We start from the raw sequence: 13,412 nt of genomic DNA on the forward strand, positions 1-13,412 counted from the left end.
ATGCTATAAAGGCGCTTTTAAATATAAGCGCCTTTTTTTTAATTAAATTCATGATAGCCCTCGTTTTTTCGGCATTTTTAATTAGAATTAGACCCCATGCTTGTAACTGTTTAGTCAATTTTTTTATCGAGGCATTTCTTGAATATTTTCAATATCATCAATACTAAAAATCTAAAAGGTGACATTTTAGGCGGCTTAACCGCAGCAATAGTATCACTACCCTTGGCTCTTGCGTTTGGCGTAGCCTCGGGTGCTGGCCCTGAAGCGGGCCTTTATGGGGCAATTATTATTGGATTTTTTGCCGCATTATTTGGCGGCACGCCTACTTTAATATCAGAGCCCACTGGCCCTATGACGGTCATCATGGCAGCTGTTGTGACCACCATGGTTGCACGTTATCCTGAATCAGGCTTAGCAATGGCTTTTACCGTGGTGATGATTGCCGGCTTGACTCAAATTTTATTTGGGGCCCTTAAACTTGGCAAGTATATCACCTTAATGCCGTATAGCGTGGTAAGTGGCTTTATGTCAGGCATAGGATGTATTTTAATTATTATGCAAATAGCCCCCGCTTTGGGCAGTTCACCGCCCAGTGGTGGTGTAGTCGGCGCACTTAGCGCTATGCCTGAAACTATTGCAAGTATTAGCTACTTAGAAGCTACCATGGCATTGGCTACCCTATTATTGATATTTTTTACGCCGCGTAAAATTAAACATTGGGTTCCGCCCCAATTAATTGCCTTAGTGGGAATATCACTAGTTTCAGTTATTTTTTTAAATGATACCGATGTGCGTAGAATTGGCGCAATAGATGTAAGCCTGCCCTCTTTTATATTTCCTACCTTCAGTGCAGAACTTCTTCAAACAATGATTTTAGATGGAATTGTGCTGGGCATTTTAGGCTGTATAGATTCAATGCTTACTTCGGTTATTTCAGATAACTTAACACGAACTGAGCACAAGTCTGATAAAGAATTAATGGGACAGGGCTTAGGCAACTTAATGTCAGGATTATTTGGTGGTTTGCCTGGCGCAGGCGCAACCATGGGTACAGTGGTGAACATTCAGGCTGGCGGTAAAACTGCCTTGTCAGGCCTTAGCCGTGTGGCAATTTTAGTAGTGGCTGTTTTTGGCGCGTCCAATCTTATTTCAATGATCCCCATTGCGGTGTTAGCCGGTATAGCTATTAAAGTAGGCATTGATATATTAGATTGGAGCTTTATAAAGCGCGCGCATAAGGTCTCACCACAAACGAGTTTAATAATGTACGGCGTGTTGCTACTAACGGTATTTGTTGACCTAGTGGTAGCCGTTGGTATTGGTGTTTTTATTGCTAACATTATTATTATAGAAAAACTAAGCGTATCCCAAGCTAAAAATGTGAAAGCGCTGGGCAACGAAGATGGTCGCCTGCCATTAAATAAGAAACAACGGGTATTACTCAATAAAGCACAAGGACAATTACTCTATTTCTACCTTAGCGGCACTATGATTTTTGGTGTATCAAAAGCCTTATCTAGGGAAATAAACAATCTTGAAAACCATCATGGGCTTATTGTTGACTTAAGTGATGTGTCATTTTTAGATGATACCATTGCCTTAACTATAGAAAGCTTAGTTAAAGATGCCAAAGACCTTGATAAACAAATTGTGGTGATAGTTAAAAAACCGCAAACAAAAGAAAAATTGATGCAAATGGGGTTTGAGAAAATGCTAAGTGATGCCGATTTTGTTTACGAAAGAACGCATGCGCTTGAATTAGCAAACAAAAAACTCATTATGGGTGGTTATATAGAAGCTTAACGAAAATAGGCTAAACCTTAAAAAGTGTTTAGCCTATTTAGTCAAATTACCATAACCTGAGATGCCTCAGATTATTTATATTCCACTTCAATGATTTCAAACTCCACAACGCCAGAAGGTGTTGTAATGGCAGCAACATCATCAATCTCTTTACCAATTAAACCGCGTGCAATGGGCGAGTTAACAGAAATCAGACCGTTTTTCAGATCAGCTTCATCATCACCCACTATTCTATACGTAATTTCTTGGTCAGTATCGGTGTTTAAAATGGTTACTGTAGTACCAAAAATCACCTTGCCGGTGTTTTGCATTTTTGTTACATCAATAATTTGTGCACCCGATAACTTCCCTTCAATATCTTGAATTCGCCCTTCACAAAAACTTTGTTGCTCACGAGCAGCATGGTACTCAGCATTTTCTTTTAAATCGCCATGTTCGCGTGCCTCTGCAATGGATTGAATAATACGAGGGCGAGTAACTGATTTAAGCTCTTGAAGTTCTTCACGAAGTTTTGCAGCCCCTTGAGCTGTCATAGGGTAAGTAGTAACCATTGCTTTTCTCTTTTTTTATTCGTAGTGTTAAATTAACAGTGCTGTAATTGATTTCTTCTTATTGTTTTTTTTACATAGAAGCGTAGAAAATCACCAGAGTGCTCTGGGTAATAAATCAACTAGCCCTAAAATAAAACGAATGCTAAAAAAGCATTCGTTTCAAATAAGATAGCCTAATATTGTACAACATTAGGGCTAAACTAGGTAGGGACTTTTAAGCGTCAAGTTGCTTATGTAGCTCTTGAACTGAGTTCACATTTCTATGCGCATCGGCCGCGCCAGATTGCATTGTAGCGAAAGCGGCATTTAAGGTAGTGGTATACGCTACCTTATTAAGCAAAGCTTCTCGCCTAATGTAAACTGAATCAGTTATCGCTTGGCGACCTTCTGTTGTATTTACAATATAAGAATATTTGCCATTTTTTATTGCATCTACAATGTTAGGGCGTCCTTCAGAAAGCTTATTAACCGTAGAGCAAGTCAAGCCGGCATCATTTAGCTCTTTAGCTGTACCACTGGTCGCTTCAAGTTCAAAGCCGTTATCAAGTAAGCCCTTAGCTAAATCTGGCAACCTGCGCTTATCGTTGTTTCTAACCGACAACAATACCTTGCCTTTTTGAGGTAGAGGGTTACTCGCGCCTAAGTTGGCTTTAGCATAAGCTTCTTCGAAATTAACGCCTACACCCATTACTTCGCCTGTAGAGCGCATCTCAGGACCAAGTAAAGGATCAACGCCTTGGAATTTAGCAAAAGGCAATACCACTTCTTTAACTGAATAAAACGGTGGTATCACTTCTTTGGTCACATTTTGTGAAGCTAAAGGCATCCCCGCCATAGCACGAGCCGCAATTTTTGCCAAAGGTAAACCTGTGGCCTTAGACACAAATGGCACCGTTCTAGCAGCTCTAGGGTTAACCTCAATTAAGTATACTTCGTTATCTTTAACGGCAAACTGAGTATTCATTAAACCAACTACACCAAGCTCAAGCGCCATATCACTCACTTGCTTGCGCATTACGTCCTGAATATCTTTAGACAATGAATAAGGCGGTAAACTACATGCTGAATCACCAGAGTGAACACCGGCCTGCTCAATGTGCTCCATAATGCCGCCGATTACAACGTCTTTACCGTCACAAATTGCATCAACATCCACTTCAATCGCATCATCTAAGAAACGGTCGAGCAATACTGGTGAATCATTCGATACTTTGACCGCTTCATTAAGGTAGCGTTTAAGATCTTTAAGGTCATACACAATTTCCATTGCCCGGCCACCCAGCACATATGACGGGCGAACAACCAAAGGGAATCCTATCTTTTCGGCGTTTTCTAGGGCTTCTTCCATATTGCTAACGGTAGCATTTGCAGGCTGTTTAAGGCCTAGCTTATTTACCATTTGTTGGAAGCGTTCTCTATCTTCAGCCCTATCAATAGCATCAGGTGAGGTACCAATAATATTAACGCCGTTTTCTTTAAGCGCTCTAGCAAGTTTAAGTGGCGTTTGACCACCATATTGCACAATGACGCCTTCAGGCTTCTCAATGCGCACTATCTCTAGTACGTCTTCAAGTGTTACCGGTTCAAAATACAAGCGATCAGAGGTGTCATAATCAGTGGATACGGTTTCAGGGTTACAATTAACCATAATAGTTTCGTAACCGTCTTCGCGCATAGCAAGGGCCGCATGAACGCAGCAATAATCAAACTCAATGCCTTGACCAATTCGGTTAGGACCGCCACCTAAAACCATGATTTTCTTTTTATCTGAGGGCTTTGCTTCGCATTCTTCATCATAAGTAGAATACATATATGCAGTAGACGTTGAAAATTCAGCGGCGCACGTATCTACACGTTTATAAACGGGTAATACCAACAGTTTTTCGCGTAGGTCACGCACATCGTCTTCAGCAACAAGCGTCAATGCCGCTATTCTAGCATCAGCAAAACCTTTCTTCTTAAGCGTGCGCATTAAGGTTTCATCAATCGCACCTAAGCCAATTCGAGCAATTAACTCTTCAAGCTGAATAATCTCTTCAAGTTGAACTAAATACCACTTATCAATATTTGTTAATGCGAATATTTCTTCAACACTCATGCCCATTCTAAAGGCATCGCCTATGTACCAAATACGCTCAGCACCGGGCTCACGTAGTTCGTAAATAATCTTGTTGCGTGCTTCAGGGTCATTTAAATCAATAATTGGGTCTAATCCATTCACCCCTACTTCTAAGCCTCGTAAAGCTTTTTGTAATGATTCTTGCTGATTTCTACCTATTGCCATCACTTCGCCTACCGACTTCATTTGTGTGGTGAGTCGATCATTTGCACCAGCAAATTTTTCAAAGTTAAAGCGAGGTATTTTAGTAACTACATAGTCAATTGCAGGTTCAAAAGAAGCAGGTGTTAAACCGCCGGTAATATCATTGGCAAGTTCGTCTAGCGTAAAGCCTACTGCTAGTTTCGCTGCAATTTTAGCAATAGGGAAACCGGTTGCTTTTGAGGCAAGTGCAGATGAGCGTGAAACACGTGGGTTCATTTCAATAATAACCATACGTCCAGTTTTTGGGTCTACCCCAAATTGAACGTTAGAACCACCGGTTTCCACTCCAATTTCACGCAATACAGCCATCGCTGCATTCCGCATTATTTGAAATTCTTTGTCAGTTAAGGTTTGCGCAGGGGCTACCGTGATTGAATCACCAGTATGCACACCCATAGGGTCAAAGTTCTCAATGGTACACACAATAATGCAGTTATCTGCTTTATCGCGGACTACTTCCATTTCGTACTCTTTCCAACCTATTAAGGACTCATCTATTAATAATTCAGAGGTAGGTGATAAATCTAAGCCGCGGGTACAAATTTCGTTAAATTCATCTATGTTGTAAGCAATACCGCCGCCTGAACCACCCATAGTGAATGAGGGACGGATAATACAAGGAAAACCAATACGGCTAATTACATCGTGCGCTTGCTCTAAGCTATGTGCAATTTCCGCATGAGGGCATTCAAGGCCAATTGACTTCATGGCTTTATCAAAACGCTCACGGTCTTCTGCTTTATCAATTGCGTCGGCTGTTGCACCTATTAGTTCAACATTGAACTCTTCTAGTACGCCAAATTTATTTAGATCAAGTGCACAGTTAAGTGCAGTTTGCCCGCCCATTGTGGGCAAAATAGCGTCAGGACGCTCTTTTTCTATAATATTTCGAACGACTTCCCATTGAATTGGCTCAATGTATGTTGCATCTGCCATTTCAGGATCAGTCATAATGGTAGCAGGGTTAGAGTTTACAAGAATAACTCTATAGCCTTCTTCTCGAAGGGCTTTACAGGCTTGTGCACCTGAGTAATCAAATTCGCAGGCTTGTCCTATTACAATAGGACCCGCGCCAATAATCAAAATACTTTTGATGTCAGTACGTTTTGGCATAATCGCGCTTCCTATTGTTTAGCTTGTTTAATTAAATCGATAAAATGGTCAAACAGAGGGGCCGCATCGTGTGGTCCTGGGCTCGCTTCTGGGTGTCCTTGGAAACTAAATGCTGGTGCATTTGAAAGTTCTATACCTTGTAAAGATTTATCAAACAACGATACATGGGTAACCTTAACGTGCTCTGGTAAGTTATTTTCATCAACCGCAAAACCGTGGTTTTGGCTAGTAATCATAACAACATCACGCGCAATATCTTTAACAGGGTGATTAGCGCCGTGGTGACCAAATTTCATTTTTTGCGTACTAGCGCCTGCAGCTAATGCTAATAGTTGATGCCCTAGGCAAATACCAAAGGTAGGAATTTGTTTGTTTATAAAGGTTTTAATAGCAGCAATGGCATAATCACATGGTTCAGGGTCGCCAGGGCCATTTGATAAAAAGATGCCGTCAGGATTTAACGCTAAGGCTTCTTCAGCACTGGTTTGCGCCGGAACAATAGTTAATTTACATCCACGGTCAACTAACATTCTTAAGATGTTATGTTTTGCCCCGAAATCATAAGCCACTACATGAAAAGGAAGGTTTTCTTGCTGAGTTGCATAACCCTGTCCTAATGACCAAACGCCATCAGTAAATTCGTGAGTGTTTTTGCAGCTCACTTCTTTCGCCAAGTCCATTCCCTTTAAACCTGGAAATGCTTGTGCTTTTGCAAGTGCAGTATCAATAGCGCTTTGTAAATCGTCTTGCGCACTTATTGTGCAAATACATCCATTTTGAGCGCCTTTATCACGCAAGATTCGTGTTAACCTGCGCGTGTCAATATCAGCTATACCTACAACATTACTACCTTGTAGATATTCAGATAAAGTTTGTTCAGAACGGAAGTTGCTGGCAACTAATGGTAAATCACGAATAACTAGGCCTTTTGCCCATATGTTATCAGACTCAACATCTTCGCTATTGATACCTGTATTTCCTATATGAGGATAGGTTAAAGTAACAATTTGCTCAGCGTATGAGGGATCGGTAAGAATTTCTTGATAGCCGGTCATTGAGGTATTAAATACAACCTCACCAACACTGCTACCTTTGGCACCAATTGCGGTTCCTTTAAAAACAGAACCATCAGCAAGAACTAACAGGGCAGAAACAGCCAAGTCAACCTCCTAAAAAGTAGAGATAGCTAGGGTTTGTTGCTCGGAATATGGATAGCGGCAACAAACTTGCAGTTAAGTGTATTTTCGTTCAGAAAATCACTCAATGTCTCTGCCAAAATTTCAACTCAGCGACTGCCTAACCCCACTGGAAAGCCAATGGAATTAACACTTGCCGACCAATTAGTTTGGGATTTTTCGCCCACAACTAATTACTTTTGGCAAATTCTGTGCAGTATATATTACAATGAATACTAGGTCTAATAGTTTTTAAAAATTGTGCACAAATAAGTAAAAATAAGCCTTAGCATCCAAATTTATAGCAAAAGGCTCAAAACTAGCTATTTATTTAAAATTGTTCAATTTAAGCCAAGTACGTCTTGCATCGAGTACAAGCCTTCTTGCCCTTGTTCTAACCATAAGGCTGCAGCTAATGCACCATTTGCAAAAGTAAGTCGGCTTGAAGCCTTGTGCGTTATTTCTATTCGCTCACCTAAGGTTGCAAATAAAGCCGTATGCTCTCCCACTATATCGCCTGCTCGCACTGTTGCAAAACCAATTGTTTGAGAATCTCTTTCACCTGTATCGCCTTCACGTCCGTATACAGCCACTTTTTGTAAATCACGACCAATTGCATCTGCTATACTGTGACCAATAGCCATAGCTGTTCCTGAGGGAGCGTCTTTTTTAAATCTATGATGGGCTTCTAATATTTCTATATCAGCGGAGTTACCCATAATTTTAGCGGTAGTTTTTACCAAATTGAGCATTAAGTTAACGCCCACGCTATAATTAGCTGCAAATACAATAGGTATATGCTTAGCGGCATTATCAATAAGTAGCAATTGTGATTCATTTAAACCAGTTGTCCCAATAACAATAGGTTTTTGGTGTTGAACCGCATAATCTAAGTTGGTCTGTAACGCTTCCGGTAAAGTAAAATCAATTAATACGTCAGCGTGATTGGCTAAATCAGCAGTCAAAGGCGCTACTTTTATATACTGTTTATTAATGCCTGCTAACTCACCTGCATCTAAACCTTCAAACGATGAACCCGCTCTTACACTCGCAAACCCCAATCCTACTTGCGCATGTTGGTAAGCTGCATCTATTAAAACTCGCCCCATACGGCCGTTAGCGCCTAAAATACCCACTTTTATCACAGCAATACCTTTTTATTGTTTTGTAACTTACACTTGTTATTATTGTGCCCCAATTAAAAAGCACTGGCTATCATTTAAATATAAGAACCCCATTTTAAGGAATATGAAATGTCTGAAAAAAGAGTAAAAGTATGGGACTTACCTACCCGCCTGTTTCACTGGCTGCTAGTGGCAACACTCATTTTTCAATATGCGAGCGCTGAAATATTCGACAATGCAATTCAATGGCATTTTTATAGTGGTTATTTCTGCCTTGGACTCATTCTTTTTAGAATTGTTTGGGGGCTAGTAGGAAGCTACTACGCTAGGTTCTCTCAATTTATTGTGACGCCGCAGCATGCAATTGCTTATATGCGAGCAAAAAACACTAAACACTATTTAGGGCATAACCCTGCTGGCGCTTATTCTGTTATTTTGCTACTCAGCTTAGTCTTAACGCAAGCGGTTACAGGCCTTTTTATAAGCGATGATATATTTAGTAACGGCCCTTATTATGACGTTTTACCAAAAGCCTGGGAAGATGCCGCTAATTTCATTCATCATAGGGGGTTCAATATTATTCTGGCTGCCGTAGCGCTGCATATTGGTGCCATTGCTTATTATAAAATTAAGCATAAACAAAATTTACTTAGCGCAATGATAAGCGGTTATAAAAGTGTAAATCATGCACCGGTATCGCCACATGAACAAAAACCAGTTAATGCTAGCACCAACTGGTTTTTATTTATAATTTGTATTGCCATATCCGCAGTAACGGTCTATTTAATAGTCGATGTATTCGCCCCCATCCCTGAAGATGATTACTACGACTATTAAAACCAGTGCTTGATACTAGTAAGAAAAGATATTTACCCGTTTAGTCCTGCTTGTATTCGTCATGACACGCTTTACAAGTAGCACCAAGCTTCGCAATACCTTTTCGATATTCGCTATCTTCTTTACTGGCAACTAATTGCGTTAAGTTATCAGCCGCATCCACTAGGTCTTGTGTCTTACTGGTAAAATCGGCGTAGTTTTTCCATATCTCGCTTTTCGCCTCTGTATCTACAGAAAACGCACTGGTATCTAATGAAAAGTAATCGTGCATCATATTGCCTAAAAAGGCGATTCGCTCTGCATTTGTTTCAATCACCTCAGCGTCCATAGGAATATTACCCTTCGCCATAGCGCCCAAAGGCCCCATGTTCGAGCGTACTAATTGGAGTATAGATTTACGGAATGTCACTTGATTTGCTGCTTGTTTTTCAGATTTCGCTGCTTTTGGCTCGTGGTCATCGGCAAGCGCGACGCTTGATGACAAACATAAACCTAAACTAACACCACTTATTAACATTAACTTTTTCATTGTATTTCCCTTTCTCAACGTGATTATGCGAACTTTTTGTTTTTATACTTACGAGTGTGTTTATCAGATTAGCTAAGTTCTGTATTTATTTGAAGTGTTTTCACAACAACTTAGTCATTTAAAGGCAAATAAAATGACTCAAACTTATTTTTCACTGTTAATTATTTTAGAAAAATTGCTAAACAGCCGATACAAACATATGACTATGTTTGTCTTTAATAATGAATAAGATCAAAAATCACTAAGGAATTTATTGCTAATGTTTGTTTTTGCTAAAAAATACTTTCAGCTAGAGTCTGAAAAAAACACGCTTGCGGAGCAACTTTCTCAATCTGAACAAAAAGTGGCTCAGCTTGAAGCTCAAAATAGCGCTTTAAACGGCCAGTTAAGCAATAGACAAAGTGAACAAGACACCGAGTTTCAATCAAGCCTATTAGCTTGCGTTGTAGATAGCATGGAACAAATTACCGCTATTAGAGCCTCAGTATTATCGTCTTTTGAACAAATTAGCGCTGAATCTGATTCGATAGATAGCATTAATGATCTTTTCTCAATTTCTTCTAATTCTTTAAATGAAATTGTTGCATCAATGGGTACCATGGGAACTAAAATGGGGGGGATGTCATCAAGCATAACGGGCTTATCTGACACAGCTGATAGCATAAACACCTTCGTTTCAACCATTACGAACATTTCAGACCAAACCAACCTACTCGCATTAAACGCCGCAATTGAAGCCGCCAGAGCCGGTGATGCTGGGCGCGGATTTAGCGTTGTAGCTGACGAAGTACGAACGCTTGCCACAGAAACCAATAAATCAGCTAGCGAAGTGGCAGAGTTAGTAACGAGTATTTTGCAATCAACACGCAATGCTGTTGGCTCTGTTGATGAAATAAGCGCAGATAATCAAACATTAGCGGGTAATATTGATACACTAAATACCTATTACACCGATATTGTTAATAACTGTAATCGCATGACGCAAACCATATCCAAATCATCTCTTCTTGCGTTTATTCAAACAGTAAAACTTGATCATATTGTTTGGAAAGCCGACGTTTACGGTGTGCTAACAGGCGCTAACAATAAATCGAGCAACGAGCTGAGCGATCATCGAACGTGTAGATTGGGCAAGTGGCATCAATCTAATGCAGGTTCAGATATTGGCAAGCAGAGTGCCTTTCACGCTTTAGAAAAACCCCATGAGCAAGTGCATCAATTCGGCTTTAAAGCAATGGCAGCAATGGACGCAGGCAACAAAGCTGAATGTGTTGCTAACCTGCAACAAATGGAGAATGCAAGCAATACAGTTATGGCTACCCTCGACGAATTAGCCGCATCCTCACAGTAAATTATAGGCGCAATTATTGGCCACGTTTTGTGGTAAGGTAGGTAGCAAAACTTCCTAACCAGTGACTACCCATATAATGCATGTCAGTAGTTACCGATTTAATGCCTGCTGTTTTATGAGCCTCTGCAGCCTGTAAAATAGCAGGAATACGTTTATCATCACTTGGCAAGCCCAAGGCTATTCCCTCTAACATCCAGGCCCTAGATAAATTCAAGCCATCTAAGTGAGCTAGTTTTCCGTCACTCTTATCACTCACTGTGGCAACAGCAAGCCAGTCACTTTGCACTGTATTGGGTATATTGGGTAAAAATTCACTTAACCACTTGGCATAAGCTTGTGGCGCAAATACTCTTCGCATTAAATCGGCTTCAGCAATACAAGGTGATAAAAAATCTTGCCCCGACGGTTCGTAAGCAAGTGGACAATTTATATCGTTTTCATACAAGCGCAGAACCGTAGTTTCTACTAAGGCTTTAAAGCTTCGGTTATTGGCTGCTTCACTAAAATCAAGCATTAAACCAAATGCAAATGCAGTTTGGCTATGCTCTCCTCCTCGGATGGGGAATGACAACTTGGGTAACCAATCACTAATATTGGCAATAATTTTGTTTTCAAGAGGATGCAATATTGCTAACCATTCTTTTGCCTTGGGATGATCCCATTCACGCAACTCGCTCGTTAATTGTAAACACCAAGCTAAGCCATAAGGGCGTTCAAAACTAGTACCTGTATCACTGCGCTCAAAGTAGGCCAACTCGCCTGCCAAATTTGCTTCGCTGAAGCTTTTATCTAAGCTATTGATTATGCGTTCAAAATGAACAGTCTCTGGGTGCATATGTGCAATTCTACTCAGTAACCAATGTCCATGCACTGAAGAATGCCAATCAAAACATCCATAAAAAGCCGGGTATAGCAGCTTCGGGGTCTGCACATCATCATCACTTCGCATCATATGCTTTATAATATTAGGGTATTCTTTATGCACGCATTCTAAAGCAAGCTCGGCAAAACGCGCTGTTATTTGCGCTTCGTTTAAAGGCACAGGTAAGTTTTCAGAAGGATTTTGAGCTTGTATATTTAATGAGGCAACAGTAATAAAAGTAGTGAATAAATAGGAAATTTTTGAAAGGATTGGCATTACATTTGAGCCACAAAATTGAACGTGATCTTAGTCTACGTTTATTCATTAACTTGTGCAATTGAAGAGCTGGTAAAGCCTCAAAATAAAAAAAACGGCCCTTAGGCCGTTTTATGTCTTATAAAGTATAATTAGATTACACCAATAACTATCTAGTTTGTTAAATCATCAAAGAAGCGTTTTACCCCGTCAAAGAAGCCCTTCTCTTTTGGCCTATGCTTAGCAGCTTGACCATTAATCGATACTTCAAATTCTTCAAGTAACTCTTTCTGCTTACTTGATAAATTAACCGGTGTTTCAATCACTACCTTACAAATAAGGTCACCAATTGAGCCGCTTCTTACAGATTTAACGCCTTTACCACGCAAACGAAACATTTTGCCTGTTTGCGTTTCTTGGGTGATTTTAAGCTTAACTTTACCGTCTAAGGTAGGTACCTCAATTTCACCACCTAATGCAGCCGTCGTAAAGCCCACTGGTACTTCACAATATAAATTATTGTTATCACGGGTAAATATTGCGTGCTCTCGCACGTTTACCTGTACGTATAAGTCACCCGCTGGTGCGCCCTGCTCACCGGCTTCACCTTCACCGCTTAAACGAATTCGATCACCGGTATCTACGCCTGCAGGCACTTTAACCGATAATGTTTTGGTTTTTTCTACACGGCCTTGGCCACGACATGAAGTACAAGGGTCTGAAATAATCTTGCCTTTACCTGAACACGTAGGGCAAGTTTGCTGAACGGCAAAGAAACCTTGGCGCATCTGCACCTGACCATTTCCTTTACACGTAGGACAAGTGGTAGGCGAAGAACCTTTTTTGGCTCCCGTTCCGTCACATGGCTCACACTCAACTAAGGTAGGTACTCTAATTTCAACGTCTTTTCCACGTACCGCTTCTTCTAGGCTTAATTCTAGATTGTAACGAAGGTCTGCGCCTTGGCGCATACGCTGGCGACCGCCACCGGCTCGGCCTCCTCCAAAGATATCACCGAACACATCACCGAAAATATCACCAAAATCAGCGCCGCCGCCATGCCCACCGCCACCGCGATTAGGATCTACACCTGCATGGCCATATTGGTCATAAGCTGCACGCTTTTGGCTATTGGTTAATATTTCATAGGCTTCTTGAATTTCTTTAAACTTTTCTTCTAAAGCCTTATCACCTTGAGTTCTATCAGGGTGATATTTCATGGCTAATTTTTTATAAGCCTTTTTAATTTCTCGCTCGTCAGCACTTTTGCCTACGCCTAGAACTTCGTAATAATCTCTTTTGGACATATACCCGCCAACTATTGCTTATTGATTGCTTATCTAAACTTCTGTGTAAACGCTTCCCCAAAGAGGTAAACCGCTAAATTAGAACTCAAAGAGTCCTTCATAGCTATTTACACAAAAGCGCAACCGCTCAAAAAGTGGTTGCGCCTATTGCTTGTTACTTAACAATAAAAGTAGAAATTAAT

10 protein-coding genes are annotated in these 13,412 nt (G+C 40.6%); 3 read left to right on the forward strand and 7 right to left on the reverse strand.

Features of this window, described 5'->3' with window-relative positions; genetic code table 11:
- The first annotated feature begins 138 nt into the window (after positions 1-138).
- The gene (locus ACOI22_RS04580) at positions 139-1,803 is read left to right on the forward strand and encodes a SulP family inorganic anion transporter (protein WP_420670668.1); all 1,665 of its coding nucleotides are present in this window, start codon (positions 139-141) and stop codon (positions 1,801-1,803) included.
- A gap of 71 nt (positions 1,804-1,874) precedes the next feature.
- Here the strand turns inward: ACOI22_RS04580 and greA are convergent, their stop codons facing one another.
- The 4 genes from greA to dapB all read right to left on the reverse strand — a co-directional run bounded on the left by greA (position 1,875) and on the right by dapB (position 8,107).
- Positions 1,875-2,354 carry a transcription elongation factor GreA gene (greA, locus tag ACOI22_RS04585; RefSeq protein ID WP_420670670.1) on the reverse strand — a complete coding sequence of 160 codons (480 nt, stop codon included), beginning with the start codon at positions 2,352-2,354 and terminating at the stop codon, positions 1,875-1,877.
- A gap of 214 nt (positions 2,355-2,568) precedes the next feature.
- The gene (carB, locus tag ACOI22_RS04590) at positions 2,569-5,790 is read right to left on the reverse strand and encodes a carbamoyl-phosphate synthase large subunit (RefSeq protein WP_420670672.1); all 3,222 of its coding nucleotides are present in this window, start codon (positions 5,788-5,790) and stop codon (positions 2,569-2,571) included.
- An 11-nt stretch (positions 5,791-5,801) separates the two neighbouring features.
- Positions 5,802-6,950, reverse strand: coding sequence for a glutamine-hydrolyzing carbamoyl-phosphate synthase small subunit (gene carA, locus ACOI22_RS04595; protein ID WP_420670674.1), 1,149 nt, complete (start codon positions 6,948-6,950; stop codon positions 5,802-5,804).
- A 356-nt stretch (positions 6,951-7,306) separates the two neighbouring features.
- On the reverse strand, positions 7,307-8,107 hold the full coding sequence (gene dapB / locus ACOI22_RS04600; RefSeq protein WP_420672314.1) for a 4-hydroxy-tetrahydrodipicolinate reductase: 801 nt from the start codon (positions 8,105-8,107) through the stop codon (positions 7,307-7,309).
- 111 nt (positions 8,108-8,218) lie between these two features.
- Here dapB and ACOI22_RS04605 point away from each other — a divergent pair, with 111 nt between their 5' ends.
- The gene (locus tag ACOI22_RS04605) at positions 8,219-8,926 is read left to right on the forward strand and encodes a cytochrome b/b6 domain-containing protein (RefSeq protein WP_420670676.1); all 708 of its coding nucleotides are present in this window, start codon (positions 8,219-8,221) and stop codon (positions 8,924-8,926) included.
- Between the two features lie 40 nt (positions 8,927-8,966).
- On the opposite strand, the gene ACOI22_RS04610 is transcribed toward ACOI22_RS04605, so the two are convergent.
- Complete coding sequence (locus tag ACOI22_RS04610; RefSeq protein WP_420670678.1) at positions 8,967-9,455, reverse strand: c-type cytochrome; 489 nt, start codon at positions 9,453-9,455, stop codon at positions 8,967-8,969.
- 259 nt (positions 9,456-9,714) lie between these two features.
- Here ACOI22_RS04610 and ACOI22_RS04615 point away from each other — a divergent pair, with 259 nt between their 5' ends.
- Positions 9,715-10,806 (forward strand): methyl-accepting chemotaxis protein, encoded by a 1,092-nt coding sequence (locus ACOI22_RS04615; RefSeq protein WP_420670680.1) that lies wholly within the window; start codon positions 9,715-9,717, stop codon positions 10,804-10,806.
- 13 nt (positions 10,807-10,819) lie between these two features.
- On the opposite strand, the gene ACOI22_RS04620 is transcribed toward ACOI22_RS04615, so the two are convergent.
- Together ACOI22_RS04620 and dnaJ are read right to left on the reverse strand one after the other, a co-directional pair.
- Positions 10,820-11,944, reverse strand: a complete 1,125-nt coding sequence (locus ACOI22_RS04620) for a DUF2891 domain-containing protein (RefSeq protein WP_420670682.1) — start codon at positions 11,942-11,944, stop codon at positions 10,820-10,822.
- Positions 11,945-12,096: 152 nt separating this feature from the next.
- Entirely contained in the window at positions 12,097-13,230 is a 1,134-nt protein-coding gene (gene dnaJ, locus ACOI22_RS04625) for a molecular chaperone DnaJ (protein ID WP_420670684.1), read from the reverse strand.
- Positions 13,231-13,412 lie beyond the last annotated feature (182 nt).

The sequence above is a fragment of the Glaciecola sp. 2405UD65-10 genome, assembly GCF_048820975.1.
GTDB lineage: Bacteria > Pseudomonadota > Gammaproteobacteria > Enterobacterales > Alteromonadaceae > Glaciecola.